16 protein-coding genes and 1 tRNA gene are annotated in these 15,004 nt (G+C 56.7%); 10 read left to right on the top strand and 7 right to left on the bottom strand.

What is annotated here, in order from left to right; genetic code table 11:
• The first annotated feature begins 3,147 nt into the window (after positions 1–3,147).
• From ARCT_RS27080 to ARCT_RS0111880, 9 genes are all read left to right on the top strand, one after another.
• Positions 3,148–4,059: a hypothetical protein gene (locus ARCT_RS27080; protein ID WP_027240271.1), complete on the top strand. Its 912-nt coding sequence runs from the start codon at positions 3,148–3,150 to the stop codon at positions 4,057–4,059.
• A 12-nt stretch (positions 4,060–4,071) separates the two neighbouring features.
• Positions 4,072–4,581, top strand: a complete 510-nt coding sequence (locus tag ARCT_RS28375) for a hypothetical protein (protein WP_027240272.1) — start codon at positions 4,072–4,074, stop codon at positions 4,579–4,581.
• Positions 4,582–4,593: 12 nt separating this feature from the next.
• On the top strand, positions 4,594–4,953 hold the full coding sequence (locus ARCT_RS27090; RefSeq protein ID WP_051360703.1) for a hypothetical protein: 360 nt from the start codon (positions 4,594–4,596) through the stop codon (positions 4,951–4,953).
• A 4-nt stretch (positions 4,954–4,957) separates the two neighbouring features.
• Complete coding sequence (locus tag ARCT_RS0111855; protein WP_027240273.1) at positions 4,958–5,392, top strand: hypothetical protein; 435 nt, start codon at positions 4,958–4,960, stop codon at positions 5,390–5,392.
• A complete protein-coding gene (locus ARCT_RS0111860) occupies positions 5,392–5,706 on the top strand; it encodes a phage holin family protein (RefSeq protein ID WP_027240274.1) in 315 nt (104 codons plus the stop codon). Before ARCT_RS0111855 ends, ARCT_RS0111860 begins: the two co-directional genes overlap by 1 nt.
• A 71-nt stretch (positions 5,707–5,777) precedes the next feature.
• Entirely contained in the window at positions 5,778–6,503 is a 726-nt protein-coding gene (locus tag ARCT_RS0111865) for a lysozyme (RefSeq protein WP_027240275.1), read from the top strand.
• Entirely contained in the window at positions 6,500–6,847 is a 348-nt protein-coding gene (locus tag ARCT_RS0111870; protein ID WP_027240276.1) for a hypothetical protein, read from the top strand. Before ARCT_RS0111865 ends, ARCT_RS0111870 begins: the two co-directional genes overlap by 4 nt.
• Positions 6,848–6,869: 22 nt before the next feature.
• Positions 6,870–7,037, top strand: coding sequence for a hypothetical protein (locus ARCT_RS27965; RefSeq protein WP_154665346.1), 168 nt, complete (start codon positions 6,870–6,872; stop codon positions 7,035–7,037).
• A gap of 155 nt (positions 7,038–7,192) precedes the next feature.
• The gene (locus tag ARCT_RS0111880) at positions 7,193–7,999 is read left to right on the top strand and encodes a DNA adenine methylase (protein ID WP_027240277.1); all 807 of its coding nucleotides are present in this window, start codon (positions 7,193–7,195) and stop codon (positions 7,997–7,999) included.
• 275 nt (positions 8,000–8,274) lie between these two features.
• Here the strand turns inward: ARCT_RS0111880 and ARCT_RS27970 are convergent, their stop codons facing one another.
• The 7 genes from ARCT_RS27970 to ARCT_RS0111915 all read right to left on the bottom strand — a co-directional run bounded on the left by ARCT_RS27970 (position 8,275) and on the right by ARCT_RS0111915 (position 14,428).
• Positions 8,275–8,493: a hypothetical protein gene (locus ARCT_RS27970; protein ID WP_154665347.1), complete on the bottom strand. Its 219-nt coding sequence runs from the start codon at positions 8,491–8,493 to the stop codon at positions 8,275–8,277.
• Between the two features lie 146 nt (positions 8,494–8,639).
• Positions 8,640–9,203 (bottom strand): Panacea domain-containing protein, encoded by a 564-nt coding sequence (locus ARCT_RS0111885; protein WP_027240278.1) that lies wholly within the window; start codon positions 9,201–9,203, stop codon positions 8,640–8,642.
• 207 nt (positions 9,204–9,410) lie between these two features.
• Positions 9,411–9,887 (bottom strand): GIY-YIG nuclease family protein, encoded by a 477-nt coding sequence (locus ARCT_RS25955; RefSeq protein ID WP_051360705.1) that lies wholly within the window; start codon positions 9,885–9,887, stop codon positions 9,411–9,413.
• Positions 9,888–10,237: 350 nt separating this feature from the next.
• Complete coding sequence (locus ARCT_RS0111895) at positions 10,238–11,050, bottom strand: hypothetical protein (protein ID WP_027240279.1); 813 nt, start codon at positions 11,048–11,050, stop codon at positions 10,238–10,240.
• A 528-nt stretch (positions 11,051–11,578) separates the two neighbouring features.
• Positions 11,579–12,172 (bottom strand): HNH endonuclease, encoded by a 594-nt coding sequence (locus ARCT_RS0111905; protein WP_027240281.1) that lies wholly within the window; start codon positions 12,170–12,172, stop codon positions 11,579–11,581.
• Positions 12,156–13,415, bottom strand: a complete 1,260-nt coding sequence (locus ARCT_RS0111910; RefSeq protein WP_036784808.1) for an AAA family ATPase — start codon at positions 13,413–13,415, stop codon at positions 12,156–12,158. The genes ARCT_RS0111905 and ARCT_RS0111910 overlap by 17 nt, the downstream gene beginning before the upstream one ends.
• Positions 13,416–13,891: 476 nt before the next feature.
• Positions 13,892–14,428 carry a hypothetical protein gene (locus ARCT_RS0111915; protein WP_027240283.1) on the bottom strand — a complete coding sequence of 179 codons (537 nt, stop codon included), beginning with the start codon at positions 14,426–14,428 and terminating at the stop codon, positions 13,892–13,894.
• A gap of 423 nt (positions 14,429–14,851) precedes the next feature.
• On the opposite strand from ARCT_RS0111915, the gene ARCT_RS27975 reads away from it, so the two are divergent.
• A tRNA-Leu gene (locus ARCT_RS27975) sits at positions 14,852–14,941 on the top strand.
• The last annotated feature ends 63 nt before the right edge of the window (positions 14,942–15,004 follow it).

The following is a 15,004-nucleotide window of genomic DNA, read 5'->3' on the forward strand; positions in this document are numbered from 1 at the left end:
GCAGATCGAGGCGCTGGCGGATCAGGTGATTGAGCTGGACCGGGTGGATGCGGCGCTGGACCGGGTGCGGGATCAGCAGGAACGGTGGGCAGAAAACATCACCCGCACCGCCTTTGAGGGCGGCAACCTGGGCGACACCATCAAGGGCATGCTCAAGGACATTGCCTATCAGTTTGCCAATTCCAGGATTGTGCTGCCGGTGGTGGCCTCGGTCTCGGGCATTCTTGGGCTTGGCGGTCTGAACCTTGGCGGCGGTGGTGGTATTGGCGCGGCCCTTGGTGGCGGCGGTGGTGTTGGTGGTGGCCTGGGGGGCGGCCTGGGAGGTTTGCTGAATGGCGCCGGTGGCTTGCTGAAGCTGACCGGCGCAGGCAGTGCACTGTCGGGGGTTGGATCGGGCTTCTTGGGAGTCTTGTCTGGGGGTGGCCTTGGTTCCAGCTTTGCCAATATCGGCGGGTTGCTCTCGGGGGCCACGGGCGGCTGGGGCGCAATTGGTGCGGCTCTGCCGGCACTCGGGATTATTGTGGGCGTGATTGCGCTGCTGGCCAAGGGGTTGAGCCGCAAATACGCCGGCACCGGCATTCGCGGCCATTTTGACGCCGAGGGCTTTAATGGCAGCCAGTTTGATTTTTACAAAGGCGGCTTTCTGCGCTCCAACCGGACCTATTACAAACCGCTGGAGGCTGAGTTTGAAGCGATGCTGGATGACAGCATGGCGGGGCTGACCACGGGCCTGACGGATATGGCGGAAACCCTGGGGCTGAGCACGGATGCGCTGGAGGGCTTCACCGGCGAGGGCTTCACCATCTGGATCAATGGCAAAACCCAGGAAGAGATCCAGCAAGCGCTGCAGGAGCAGATCGAGGCCACCGGCAATGCCATGGCCGAGCTGATCCTGGGCACGGATGCGTTCAGCCGCGCCGGAGAAAACGCGCTGGAGACGCTGTCGCGACTGTCGGGCAGTCTGCTGGCCTTTAATGATGTGGCGGATCTGCTGGGGCATCAGGGCTTTGATATGTCCCTGACAGGCGGTGACAATGCCTCAACTCTGGTGGATCTCTTTGGCGGCGCCGAGGGGTTGAATGCGGCGGCCAATAGCTATTTTGCCGGGTTCTATTCCGAAGGCGAGCAGACCGAGACCATCCTGCGCCGGTTGCGGGAGCGCTTTGACGATATTGGCGTGGCAATGCCAGAAAGCCGGGCCGGGTTCCGGGAGCTGGTCGAGAGCCTGGATCTCACCACCGAACACGGGCGGAAACTTTACGCCAGCCTGCTGCAGATGTCGGGGGCAATGGATCAGGTGCTGCCGCAGGTGGACAGCTTCACCCTGTCGATGGCGGGCATGCTGGATGAGATTGGCGGCGAAATTGGCCTGCAGATCGAAACCGCGCGCGATATGGCGGCGGATGCACGGGCTGCGGCCACGCTCTGGGCGCGCACGGCGGAGAGCCTGCGGGACTATCTGTCTGGACTGGGCACCTCCGAGCTGGGCGGTGCCAGCCGCGATCAGGCGGCGGCAGCCCAGCGGCGCCGGTTTGAGGAAGCCTATGAGGCGGCGCGCGGTGGTGATCAGGAGGCGGCGGCGGGCCTGTCTGGTCTGGCGCGGGACTATCTGCAATCGGCNCTGGCCACGGCCAGATCCTCATTGGAGTATCGCCGTCTTGCCGCCCTGGTGCAGGGCAAGCTGAACTTTGTCGCCGGGGTCTCTGAGCTGGAAAGCGGCAATGAGGAGGTGCTGGAAGCGCTGTATAAACAGCAGATCGAGGTGCTGACCGATCTGGGCACCTTCCTGCAGCTCAAAGGCCTGACCAGTGATCAGGTTGGCGAGCTGAGCGACGGGGTGCAGGCGCTGCATGCGGATTGGGATGGCACGGTGGAGGCGTTCCAGTCGTCATTGGGGGCGCTGGAGGATGCGATCAAGGATGCGGAGGCCTTCTCCTATGATGATCTGGTGGGGCGTCTTGATGTGGCGGTGGCGCTGGATGACACTGCGCCGTTCTGGCTGCGCCACCTGGTGGAGAACGCCGGGACGGGGATCCAGACAACGCTGGATTTTGTCATTCGCCGCGATGATCTGACAGCGGCGGATCGCTGGATTGCCACCAATGCCCTGTCGGAACATGTGGCAACGCTGGATCTGATGTTGGGGCAGGATCTTGATGTCGAGACCCGGCGACTGGCGCTGAGCACGGATGCAGAGATCCGGCGCGATATGCGGCTGAAGCTGGTGCAGGATCTGGATGGGGAGACGCGTGCCCTGTTGCTGACACAGGCCGCCACGCTGTCGCGCCAGGTGAATGTTGCCCTGACCGAGGAGGGCAATGCCGCCATTGGCCGGCTGACCGCGCTGCAGGATCTGATCGGCAGCAATGGCGGCAATCTCACCTTTGATGGTGGCGTCACCCTGACCGCTGACAGCGTGTTCAGCGATCTGGTGGCCTCGACCAGCGGGCTGACGGCCCCCTTAAGCGCTTTGCAAGCCATGTTGAGCGCGCTGCGGGATGCGGTGCAGGAAGATGTGGATCATCGCAAAGGCCAGCTCAAACTTGTTGGGTTGCAGACCGAAGGGGTTGAGATCGCCGGACAACAGAAGAGCCAGTCAGAGGGCACCCTGGCCACCTTCGAGGCGCTGCGCCGCCAATACGGCATCTCTCTGGTGGGGCAGGATCAAAGCGTTGGCCTGGGGCCAAATGGCTATCTGACCTCCTCCTTTGACTATTATGGCGGCACCGCAGCCAATCTTGCGGCCTTCAAGGCGGCGCTGCAGGACCAGCTGGGATCGGCCTCCTATGGCGAGGTGATGCGGCGGGTGAATGCCTCGACAACCGAGAAGAAATCCAGACTGGCGCGCTTGCGCGAACAGATCCGCGATCTGGGCGGGGTGCCGCAGTTTGCCGCTGGCGGTGTGCATGCCGGGGGCTGGCGTGTGGTTGGGGAGCGCGGCTGGGAGCTGGAGAATACCGGATCCAGCCGGGTGATCAGCCATTCCGATTCCAGGGCCATGCTGGACAATCGCCGGGTGGTGGAGAGCGTTGATAACCTGGCGCGCCAGGCCGGGGTGCAGGGCCAGAAGGTGGAACTGCTGATCAAGACAATCGCCCGTGTGGTGGAAAACTGGAACGATGCGGGCTTGCCCAAAGAGGTGGCGTGATGGACTTCAATATTATTGCGCCGATGCCGGTCACGGATGTTGAGCTGGTGGGCTCCAATATTGCCGAGGATGATCATCCGGTCTGGGATGCGGGCGTCACCTATGCCCTGGGGGATCGGGTGATATCGCTGGTGACCCACCGCATCTATGAGAGCGTGCAGCCCGGCAATCTGGGTCATGACCCGGTCTCGGATGCTGGCAGCTGGTGGCTGGATCTGCGGCTTGCCACCCGGCGCTGGTCGGCCTTTGACAATCGCCGCTCAAACACGGCCAGCCGCGCCGATGAGATCACCTATTCCATTGTGCCAACACGGGACTGCGATGCGATCTCGCTGTTTGGCCTCACGGCGGGGGCGGTGCAGATCGCGGTGCGCGACGGCGGCACCCTGATTTATGATCAGACCTTTGTGCTGGCAGACACCGGCCATGTGGTCAGCATGTACACCTATTTCTTTGGCGGCATTTTTTATGCGCGCCAGAAGGTGTTGAACGGCTTTCCCGGCTATATCGGTCATCAGATCGATATCACCATCTCCGCACCGGGTGCGGTGGCCGAGGTTGGCCATATCGTGCTGGGCCGCAACCATATTCTGGGCCGTATCATGGATGGCGCCGAGGTCGGCCATGTCAGCCACAGCCGCAAGGAGTTTGATCAGTTTGGCGATGAGCTGCTGATCAAGCGCGGCTCCACCCGCAAGGTGACGGTGCCTTTGCGGGTGCCGACGGTGCAGGCGCCGCGAGTGATGGATCTGGTGGCTGAGGTGGATGGTCTGGTGACCGCCTTTTATGGCTCCAGCGAATACGCGCCAAACTACGGCATCGAGGGCCTTGGCTTTGTCGATGACCACACGCAGTCGCTGGATGCGGCTGGGGATTCAATCTTCACCCTTGTTCTCAAAACCATCAAATAGGAGTGCGCAACCATGGCAGCACCCATTGCCCCGGCTTTGCCGGCTATTCCGTCACGCTCTGCGCCAGAGGCAGATTTTGACGCCAAGATGTTTGCTCTGTTCAAATGGGCCACCGATGATTTTGTCGGCTTCATGGAAGACTGGCGCAGCTATCTGGACAGCGGCGCCGGGGTCATAAGGGGCAGCAATGCCAATGGCGCCTATGTGCGCTTCCCCGATGGCACCCAGATCTGCACCCATCTGGCCCAGCTGAGTTATTCGGTGCCGGATCTTATGTTTGGGATTTGGACATTCCCCGCCGCCTTTAGCACCGTCACTGGGCTGGTTTTGGAGGGGAGTGTCGATAACGACAGCGCGACTGCAAACCTGACGCCCACAAGAAATGAGCTTGGGCAGGTCTTCGTGGATGTTGCAACTGCCTCTGTGGGCCACCTGGGCCTGCGCAACCAGATCGGCGCCACGGGCTTTGGTGCCTCCGATACCGTTTTACTTCACATGACAGCCACTGGCCGCTGGTTCTAAAGGAGCGCTCCCATGCATATCACCTTTATCTGCAGCGCCGGTCTGCCCAGTCTTCCCGGCCAACCTGGTCTTCCCGGCCAACCTGGCCAGCCTGAAACTACAGCCCGCGTCGCGGGCGATACGATCACCGTCGATGGGGTGGATTATGATCTCTCCGCCGTGCCCGAGGGCGGCTTTGCTGAACCGAGTGGCGATCATCCTTTCTTGGGGCGCATCAGACGCAGTGGCGGGGTGCTGAGCCTGTCGCTGCGCTGGCGCTATGACGCAGCCACAGCCGAGGCGCACCAGCCCACCGTCGCGCCGGTTCTGATTGTCGCTGCCGGGGCCGTGCCCGATCCCATCATTCGCAAACCTGCCACGCCGGAGGCATAGGCCCATGACATTCTTGCTCACGATCACCACGGCAGAAACCCACGCTGCCGAGGGCCTGTCGCAGGCCAAGGCTGACGGCCTGGCGCGGGCGCTGCAGCAGCTCACAGCGGCGGCATCGGAAATCACCGGCCAGGTGCCCCAGGCGGAACGCGACAGCTGGGCCACCAAGGCCCTGGCGGCGCGGGCCTGTCTGGCGGATGCGGCCAGCGCCGATCAGCTGGCCATGCTGCAGGCCGAGGCGGCCATTACTGGCGAGGCGGTTGCGGATCTGGCAGCAGCGATTGTCACGATGGCCGAGAGTTACGCCGACATTGCCGCACAGCTGGCTGGACTGCGCCGCAAAACCCGCGCGGCAATTGAGGGGGCGACAACGCCTGCGCAGGTGCAGGTCGCCCTGGCGGCGCTTGATGCGGCGTTGAACACTCTGGGGGCGGGCTGATGCCTGAGCCGGGGTTGATCGACTGGATGTCGAACCTGTTGGGGGGTGCTGCCACCACGCTGGTTGGGGCCAGTATAGGCCGCTTGATGTGGCATTCCGGCGAGGTGCGCAAAGGCCAGCGCCGTTTCTTTGGCCCGGAGCTGCTCTGGGAAATCCCGGTGGCCATTGGCATGGCCATCATTGGAGAGGCCATTGCCAGCTATATGGGTGCCGGTCCAACCGTGACCACCGGCATTGTGGCGCTGGCGGCCTATATCGGCCCGCGCGGCGCTGAGGTGCTGCTGACCAAATGGCTGCTGCGCGCCAAGCCGTAAAACTACCACAAAACCCAAAACCTGAACCCAGCCCTGCCTCTGGCGGGGTCTTTTGCATTGGAGCAAACATCATGAAACTGATCTCAAACTGGCGCGCCACGCTTGGCAAGTCCTGGTCTGTCTGGCTCATTTTGGCGAGCCTGGTTCTGCTGGGCGGATACTTCCTGGCCCTGGTTCAACCCGGCATGCTGGGCTGGGATCCGCTGTATTTTGCCATGGCCTCGGCCACATGCCAGGCGCTGGCGATCCCGGCGCGGCTGGTGCTCCAGAACGGCTTGTCCAGCCTCGCTGCCTTCCGGCGCGATCAGTCTGGTGCGGTGCGTCGGCGCACGGTTGGGCTGATCGCGGGCAGCGGCATCGCCATGAGCACGGCCATTGGCTTCATCGGTCAGTGGGAGGGGCTGCGGACGCAAGCCTACCGCGATGTCGTGGGTGTCTGGACCGTCTGTTATGGCGAAACCAAGGGGGTGCAGCGCGGCGACAGCTACAGCAAGGCCGAGTGCGATGCCATGCTGGCGCGTGAGATCGTCGCCTATGAGGTGGCGCTGGATCGCTGCCTGAAGCATCCGGTGCCGGTCGGCATGAAGATCGCCCTGGTCAGCTGGACCTACAACGTCGGGGCAGGGGCCGCCTGCAAATCTACCCTGGTGCGCCGCGTCAATGCCGGGGATCTGATCGGCGCCTGCAATGAGCTGCCGCGCTGGAACAGGGCAGGCGGGCGGATCATACCAGGGCTGAGCAACCGGCGCGGCGCCGAGCGCGCAATGTGCCATCAGGCGCTGAAAGAGGCGGCATGATCCCGGTTCGGATATGGGGTTGGGTGCTGCGCAATCTGCCCGGAATTGCCCTGGTGGCGGTACTGGCTGGGGTGGTCTGGACCATTGGCGCGGCCTTCCAGGACCGCACCAGGTTGCGCGCCGAGCTGGCCGCCACGCAGGTGGATCTGGCAACGGCACAGTCCAGCCTGCAGCAAGCCGCCGAGACCGCCCGCATCCACCGCGCCCACCTGGATCGCGCCGCCGATGAGGCCCGCGCCTGGGTGGCGCTTTCTAATGATCTGCAACAGATGGAGGGCCGCGATGCGCCTTTATCCCCTTTGCTTGCCGCTACTGCTCGGCGCTTGTTCTCAACCAGCCAGTGAACTGGTCATACCACCGCCCAGAGTGCCGACCGATCTGCTGCAGCCCTGCGCCGGATACACCGGCCCGCTGCCGCTATCTGAGGGTCAGTTCTCAGATGCCCTGATTGCCGAGGCGCGGGGCAGGCGCTGTGCCAATGGCAAGCTGGCCACCGTAGCTGAGATCCTGGCCCTGCCCAATTTTGAAGACTGATCCCTCCGCGCCCTAGCGGGGGGATCGGGTGCGCAAACACCCGTTCCCACGCAGCCATCCGTTCAAAGCGGCTGCCCCGACATCACAAATCAGAAAATGTCGCCCGACTCTCGCGAGAGTGGGCACCCCATATTCTGGAATCAGCAATGACAACAATGACAAAGGTGCGCCCTGCCGCGCCCGTCGCCCCCTGGCTTGGGGGCAAAAAGGCCCTGAGTGCCCGTATCATCGCGCGCATCGAGGCCGTCGACCATGCCACCTATGCCGAACCCTTTGTCGGCATGGGGGGTGTTTTTCTGCGCCGCAGCTGGAAGCCGCAATGCGAGGTTGCCAATGACTTCAATGGTGAAATCACCAATCTGTTCCGCATCCTGCAGCAGCATTTGCCGCAGCTGATGGAGGTCATGCGCTATCAGATCGCCTCGCGCCGGGAGTTTGAGCGGCTGCGCAAAACCGATCCCGCCACCCTGACCGACCTGCAGCGCGCGGCCCGGTTTTTGTATCTGCAGCGCCAGGCCTTTGGCGGCAAGCTCGGTGGTGTCTTTGGCGTTGCCACCGACCGTCCGTCCAGGTTCAGCCTGTCCCGCCTGGAACCAATCCTCGAGGCCGCCCATGAACGGCTGGAAAGCGTCATTTTTGAAAACCTAGACTGGTCAGATCTGATCCGCCGCTATGATGGCAGCAAGACGCTGTTCTACCTCGACCCGCCCTATTGGGGTGGTGAAAGCGACTATGGCAAAGGCCTGTTTGAGCGCAGCGCTTTCCAGGCGATGGCGGAGCAACTGGCCGGGATCCGTGGCAAGTTCATCCTGTCAATCAACGACTGCCCCGAGATCCGCGAGCTGTTCGCCGGGTTCGAATTTGAAGAGGTGCGGTTGAAATATACCGTCGCTGCAGGTGGTGCGACGGATGCGGCCGAGCTGATCATATCCAACTTTGAACCGCGTATCGGGCTGATCTGATAAGGGGGGCATTGGCTGGCGGGGCGTAGTGGTCCCGCCAGGTCGAAAGTGGGCTAGGAGCAGTCCCGTCAGCAAGAAGGTGAAACGGGCGGATTCCGGAAGTTCGCCACACGCGCGAACGTCACCTTGCCAGATCACGGAAGCGGACACTCGGCCAGGATCGCACTGCGGAACCCTGGGTCACCTACAGGTAGCGCGGCAAGCGGCATTCACTGCCGTTGCGCAATTCGGTGGAGGCCGAAATAGAAGGGCACACGCATAAAATGGCGCAACGTTCACAGTTGACGGAAATACTTCAGAACGTTTCTAGGAGTGTCTGGAGAAACCGTGATGCCAGCCTCAACGCGGTTAAACACTTCAATAGCCATGTCAGGCTGTGGAATTAAGACATTAGTAACAAATCCGCGCTGAATTTGGTCCGCTTTGCTGATCTTGGCTTGGGCGTAAAAGACATAAGATAAGTGCTTCACAAACGGATGATCACCATCGTCCAATAGACATGTCTGATCGCAGCCATCATAGAATGAACTGATATTTACAAGCAGGTTCAGACCGTGCGGACACGTGTCATTGCACACAATGAACAGATGTTTGTCTGGCCCAGAGGGGACCAGCAGGGTTCCTCTCCGATAAACCAACTCTAAAGCGACGCCAGAATGTCTTGGGCATTCTGAAGGCTCTGATATTCACGAGCGCGTTTTTCAGCTTCGTCGACACCCACTGCCTTCATGATCTCTTGCAGACTGATTTTGCGGGATGATCCTTTAGGATCTTTCCATTCCGGCACGTTCTCGACCACATGTGTCCAGTCACGCAAAGCCCACTTATTCATGTTGCCAAACTGGGTCCAGATGTCCGCAAGGATAGCCAGTTCCGTTTGGCTGAGTTCGTCAAGGTCATCAACAGATATGTTGGTGTTGGCTAAGCCCACGTTGTGGTCTTCGCGGTCCTTGAGAAAATCAGCCCATCCCACGCCCTCGGGATCATATGCGCCACTAAGGTAGTCATAGGTGATAGAGTTTACCGGACCATGCGGCATGGATACCCGAGCTTCATCTTGAATCGGGTGCCCCCTGCGCTTCACGCTTTCACGATCAGCGAGATAAACTAACTTCACTGCCTTCAAGACCGACACAGCTGATCCACCCGACTGAAGGGCAAAATATGCAATTGTTTGCGCCGCTTTTCGTGGATTGTAAGTCACTGCTTCGGTTCCCTTGTGTCCACAAAATATGCACACGGAGATTACGTTAGACAAGAGAGGTCAGTAAAATGTGAATGTTCTTAGTAGAATCGAGCACACTTGGACTGGTAGAACTATTTTATAACCAGACGACTTCAACGAGCTGTTCGCACCTACAGTATTCCTCTCGGAGAGTCAACGGCAACTTCGAGCCGGGAAGGGCTTTACTCAAATCTCGTGGTGCAAGGGCATATAACCGCATCCAAGACAGATTTCTCCGGCGGGTCCACCCTGGTAGTGGATTCCACCAAAGCAACCACAAGAAGGACAAAGCTCCTCGACCTCTAGGTCCAACCATGCGGCTCCCCTCGCAAAGCATGGAACGCCAGAGCGGTCGTAGCTCTCGAATTCAAAGACGGCATCTTCAGGTGGAACGTATGCTGCAGCGCCCGCCTTTAACAGAAAGGGGATGACTTCCTCGGCTTCAATGTCAAACCATTCTCCAGACCGGCGCTTCTGGTGAAATTCTCGATGTAACCGGGCTTCAAGCGCAGCATCTTCCGAAGCTTCAATGTATCCAAGTAACCTGAGTTGAACGGGGTTACCGGTTTGTAGCTCGGACATCCTGCGTTGGATGGAATTTGTCCGCCCAATCTTGATCGGACTTAATTGCTCTTCTCCATTGGCTAAAAAGTAAACTGGCAAGATCCCGACTTTCCCTCATTGCTTGGCTCCCAGTGTTGCACTTGCGACGAATGGCGGCAATGGGGGCTGCAAAGGCAGCATTGGCAGCAACCGCCGGACGGCAGCTCTGGGCCGAGGCTGCGTGGAAGCGTCGACCGAGCGCCCAAGTTCAGTGCCTACTTTCTGATGCCTGGCCGACGATACACGCCGCAGCTGCGTCCTCTTGATCACGCTACCCACATCTCGGTTAGCGAGATGTCTGTCCGAGTGCCTTGGCTGAGGGTTGCTTGATCCGTGTCAGCGAAAGGTCACGCTGCAAGGCTATTGCCAACATACAGTCAGAGAACCTATCCTGAATTCATCCTCGAAAATCAGTAAATCGTTTTCAGAACCTTCGCTGTGCCGACAACCAAGTCTTCGATCTCTTCTTTGGTCGGCTCTCGGCCTTTGGCATGGTCGCAGACGTTTCGAATGTCGCCAAGGTATTGAATAAACCGCCATTGCGGCACTGCGATAATCGCAGCGCCTTTCAGAAGTTCGTTGAGGTCTGAGATTCCAGGGTTCTTCTTGCGTATCGTGATGCTGTGCACATCACACACATGATGAAGATGCTTCTCGATAACAACGCCGCAAACTGCTCCAGCTGCGCGTAGATGCCCAGCCTTGCCCAAGCTGGCGGCGGCCTCGACCTCGCTATCAAACAAGTCTGCCTGTAAGACAGCCGTCAGATCTACTAATTTCGATTTTAAAGCGTCTCGTGCAGCCTTTGCTATATATAATTGTTGTCGAAATTCTGGAATTGCTGCTGCGCCATTGACCACGGCGCCTGTCGCCTTAGTCACTCGTAAGTCCTGCAGGCAATCCTTGATCATATAGTTGTCATAAGTGATTGCCTTTCGAACCCTTGGGTACTCAAAGTGCGAGTTAAAGTCGTCCAGCCGGTCGGGGAGGACCTGTTTTACAACCGCTTGAGCCTTTGAGTACCAACTTTGATAGGAAGACAGAAAAGAAGGGAGAGAATCCAGAAATTTATCGAGTCTCGGCTCATCTCCATCAAAACTCTTGAGGTAAGCGTCATGGACCTCGTTCGGATGATAGACATACTCCAATGATAGGCAAAGCAGCTCACCCTCGGCGATCAACTCGTTCAGCTCATCTGAAAACTTCGCCACTCTATCAGACATAATTCTCCGATCCTCAAGCTGAACCACCTCGCCGGGTTGAGTGCACTTTCGCATTGGAGATAATGGCTTTACAATCTAAAAGGTCATTTCAACATGCAGATACTGGACGACTACGGAGAGCGCCGGGTGCTTGCTTCGTCCGCTGACCTGCCAATTACGACCGTGCCGATGCTACATAGCGCATGAACGGTCGCTTTGGTGATGCCGCGCCGCAGTGACCAGCTTGGGGGTGAAAGGCAGCTCTGGGCCGTTCTCGCCGATGAGGCCGACTGGACAGAGGGCGGGGGTCTAGCTTTGGTCGGACCAGCGGCGGATGTCGGTACAGCGCAGATTGCGTGCTTTGCAAAGTTAAGCAAATGCCCAAAGCCGACCTTCTGTCTTGCAAAGCACACCCTAGTGCAGTTTGCGTAGAACCGAGCTCATCTCTCGACTTGATCTGAAGCTCGCGCTTCCTAAATCTAGTTATGAAAAGAATTTTTATGGAAACCACTAGGGAAGTTCACTTCAGCGCTTAGGATGCAAGAACCCTCACTCCGCTAACTGTTCCAAGTATCGTTCAACGACTGGCCTACAAACAAAACTGTACTGCGCATTTGGCTCGCAGAGTTTTTTCAACGTTTCCAGACGAGCTTTCCGCAATAATGGGGAAGTTGCCGCCATAGCCGATTCTGCGGCTGACTTGATATGGTAGATTGCATCCATCCGTGCGGTTACTAGGTCATCCCTATTGAGCTTGATGACTTCAATAGTGGTTTCAGCTCGTTGATCTCCCAACTTTGGAAAGAGCACTTGACACAATGCATCAAAATGTTCAGTCGGCTCGTCAATATATGGGTCGATAAAAGGAAAGCTGTCATCGTATAGGTCGGATTTGTTGTTGTTACAGCGCCAGCAAACAAAACCCAAGTTTGACCAGGCAAATTCCAAATGTTTATATTTCGCTATTCCTTTGGGTTTGATGTGTTCTACGTCCCCGGGATACGTCGCACCGATATTTGTCTCGCAATACATACACTTGCCATGAGAGGCTTCTTGTAGCACGGCTTTGTTCGTTGGATGTTTGTAATTTTTTGCTTCAAGCGCCGCTGGATGGGGACACGCAGGTCTATTGATTTTGTGCATCAAGCCACTTTCCAAGAGCGGCGTGCATCAGTTCGCCAACTCCTTCGTTTTCAAGTTCTATCTGAAGTTTTTGTGCAACGTCTTGGTTAAACGGTTGTTCCAGGTATCGAGAGAGAATGCTGTCGATTTTACGTTCCGCCCATATCGGATAGGGCGCGCCAACGCCCAACACATCATCAAGAATGCGGTTTGCCGTTGCCAGCTTGTCCTTCAGCGGCAACTCCAATACCTCAATCCTATCGCGTTCGTTCGGCCTAAGAGCGTAGACCTTAGCGTTTTCAACGGAGTTCACCACCAAAGGACTGTGGGTGGTCACGATGATTTTGACTTTAGGAAAAGATCGATGAATCATTCCGAGAATTTCACGTTGTAAAGATGGATGCAGATGGTGCTCTATCTCATCCACTATTAAAGTAAAGCTAGGATTGTCTTGGCTGAAATTATACAGCAGCCATGCGAGGGAAATCAATGTTGTGACTCCCCCACTTGCCGTCTCAAGCAAGAATTGATCCCGTCCATCCTTACAAACAAAAACTAGCTCGTCGTCTTTAAACTCAAATCGGTCAAACCCGACTGTGGGAGGCAAAAAATTTCGCAGAAGGTTCATGAAGCCGATGTAGTTATTCTCGGATTCTGCATGCCTTGGCCGCGCCCAATGATCTCCTTGTTTTACCCCAGAACCATCTATAAGCCACTTCAACAATGTAGTTTTTATTTCAAGACCAATATAGCCACCTGTTTGAGCGGGCTGGGAGACCTTATTGTTAAACTCATGATATGCCTCATTGCGTGATTTTTTGTTGCCCGTATTTATATTGGAGACTTTTTGATACAAAAAGGAAGGCCTGTGTGAAGGTAAGAATATTCCTGGCACAGGCCTGCGCGGTAAATATTCCATTATATACTGCGCACTAACATTGTTAGGGGTTTTCAGCTTAGTTTCATTTCCATCTTCAAATTTGATGGTTCCAACGATATTGGGATCAGGTTTGTCAAATAGGCGTGAAAGAAAACCGCCAACGTGCCCCCAAAATCCGGATGTATAACTGACCTCTCCATCATCGGAAACCATTGGTGTTGCGTGGCTAACGAATCTAGCCCCAAATTGGGAACTGAGCAACGAAACCAATGTAGTTTTACCGGATCCGTTGGTGCCGGTGATAATTGTAACAGGGGCACTCAAATCCATTTTTATACTATCGAATTGTTGCCAATCGTTGAGCTCAAATGCAGAAAAAGTCAAAATAAGTCACTCCCAATTTCTCTCCATAGTAGTCAAGGTATTTCGGCTTTTCAACCAGTTAGAAGATACAGCGCAACTGTGAAAGGAAGACCGTTTCGGAACTTAAACTGTGATCCCGCAGCATCAGCCGCTGCCCCCTTCAGATCGTCTGCTCGTGCGTAACATGCTGTTGGCCATAATTTTTCCCGGCTTTATCTAGTAGTTAGAGGCTCTTCGCTGTCGTCATCCACAGTGACATGAATTTGTAGTGTCGAACGTACGCATCTTCTCGGGTTCTTCTGAAACTTCGCGCTGGCAGCGAAAGTCCGGTTTCGGTCTTCGTTGTGGATGGGCAAGTCTGCTTTGGGCTGAATAGCGCAAAAACTTTGCTTGGCGCGGGCGAATGGAGCTCGCCGTGCAAATTGACGCAGCACCAACTTAGGTGCTGCATCGGAGCGGAACTTCAGAAGCCCTGCAGTGAGCCGCCTAAGATCATGTCAGCCATTAATCCCAGGAAGTATCAATTCCTCTTCGATCCAATGACGCTCTTTCTCAAGCTTTGCGCATGTTTTCTGCGCGATCTCAGACGTGAACATCGTCTTCAGGTAGTTTATCAAACCAGGTGTGAGTGGGCTTTGGCCCGACTTCTGAGGCGGGTGCATGGAATCGAAGTCAACGGAGTAGATATACACTTCCTTACACCAATTGATCGCCAAATAGTACGCCAGTTGCGGCGAGGCGAATTCCAGCATTGGTAGCATGGAACGTACAATTTTCTTCTCGTCGTCGGCAAAAACTCTGTCGTTCTTCTTTAAGAGTGCACTGAGCATAAAGCCCCAAGACGAGAACCCCGCGGCGCGAGCAGCCTCTTCGAGAAAAAGGTTGTAAATTGGAACGAGGCTAGAACCGGCATTTTTTCGCGCCTTTATCTCCATTTTTGCCACGCGCTTTAGTTGTCGGGTAAAAGTTTCAACTGGAGTGCTTGTCGGGAAAATCAGGCCTCCAGCGAAGGAATAGTCGTAAGTCTTGTCCATCTCAGCTCCATATAGCGCGTCAATTATGGGCTTGATCTGCAAAGACTCCACGGAACACGCAGGGCTCGGATGGGAATTCAACGAAAATGGCTGTCTCAACTACGCAAAGCAGATCTGCTGGCGCGCCATAACGCCTAGCAGGAAGCTGGTATAGCGAGACGCTGCTGTCAACCCCCTTCCAGTAACAGTTGCCGCGACAATCAACGGTGCGTTTCTGGCCTCAGGCCTTGCACGCTGCACTAGTAGGAAATGTCTGCTTCGGGCTGGGAATCGCCATTCATCGGCGATTGGCCACCGACGTATTGGGCCAGTGAGACCCTACTGCGCGTCTGGGCAAAATGCGAAAAAGTGGAGTTTGGCAGGTCGCAAATTGCCACTCACACACCCCTTATTCGTTCTTGTAATGTCCGTGTGAGCTAAAATCGCCAAGTTATTGAACCATAAAGAAATCGATGTAATTCAAAATCCCCCGCTGGTGACAGCGTGCCGGTTCGAGTCCGGCCTTGGGTACCATATTCCTCAAGGGCTTGCAGAACGATGTTCATGCAAGCCCTTGAGAGCCTCCTATTAAGTTCC

The sequence above is a fragment of the Pseudophaeobacter arcticus DSM 23566 genome, assembly GCF_000473205.1.
Lineage (GTDB): Bacteria > Pseudomonadota > Alphaproteobacteria > Rhodobacterales > Rhodobacteraceae > Pseudophaeobacter > Pseudophaeobacter arcticus.

What these genes read in the sequence shown, in the direction of transcription:
- ARCT_RS27080 (WP_027240271.1), top strand. Translation starts at nt 3,148, where the DNA reads ATGGACTTCAATATTATTGCGCCGATGCCGGTCACGGATGTTGAGCTG.
- ARCT_RS28375 (WP_027240272.1), top strand. Translation starts at nt 4,072, where the DNA reads ATGGCAGCACCCATTGCCCCGGCTTTGCCGGCTATTCCGTCACGCTCT.
- ARCT_RS27090 (WP_051360703.1), top strand. Translation starts at nt 4,594, where the DNA reads ATGCATATCACCTTTATCTGCAGCGCCGGTCTGCCCAGTCTTCCCGGC.
- ARCT_RS0111855 (WP_027240273.1), top strand. Translation starts at nt 4,958, where the DNA reads ATGACATTCTTGCTCACGATCACCACGGCAGAAACCCACGCTGCCGAG.
- ARCT_RS0111860 (WP_027240274.1), top strand. Translation starts at nt 5,392, where the DNA reads ATGCCTGAGCCGGGGTTGATCGACTGGATGTCGAACCTGTTGGGGGGT.
- ARCT_RS0111865 (WP_027240275.1), top strand. Translation starts at nt 5,778, where the DNA reads ATGAAACTGATCTCAAACTGGCGCGCCACGCTTGGCAAGTCCTGGTCT.
- ARCT_RS0111870 (WP_027240276.1), top strand. Translation starts at nt 6,500, where the DNA reads ATGATCCCGGTTCGGATATGGGGTTGGGTGCTGCGCAATCTGCCCGGA.
- ARCT_RS0111880 (WP_027240277.1), top strand. Translation starts at nt 7,193, where the DNA reads ATGACAAAGGTGCGCCCTGCCGCGCCCGTCGCCCCCTGGCTTGGGGGC.
- ARCT_RS0111895 (WP_027240279.1), bottom strand. Translation starts at nt 11,050, where the DNA reads ATGTCTGATAGAGTGGCGAAGTTTTCAGATGAGCTGAACGAGTTGATC.
- ARCT_RS0111905 (WP_027240281.1), bottom strand. Translation starts at nt 12,172, where the DNA reads ATGCACAAAATCAATAGACCTGCGTGTCCCCATCCAGCGGCGCTTGAA.
- ARCT_RS0111915 (WP_027240283.1), bottom strand. Translation starts at nt 14,428, where the DNA reads ATGGACAAGACTTACGACTATTCCTTCGCTGGAGGCCTGATTTTCCCG.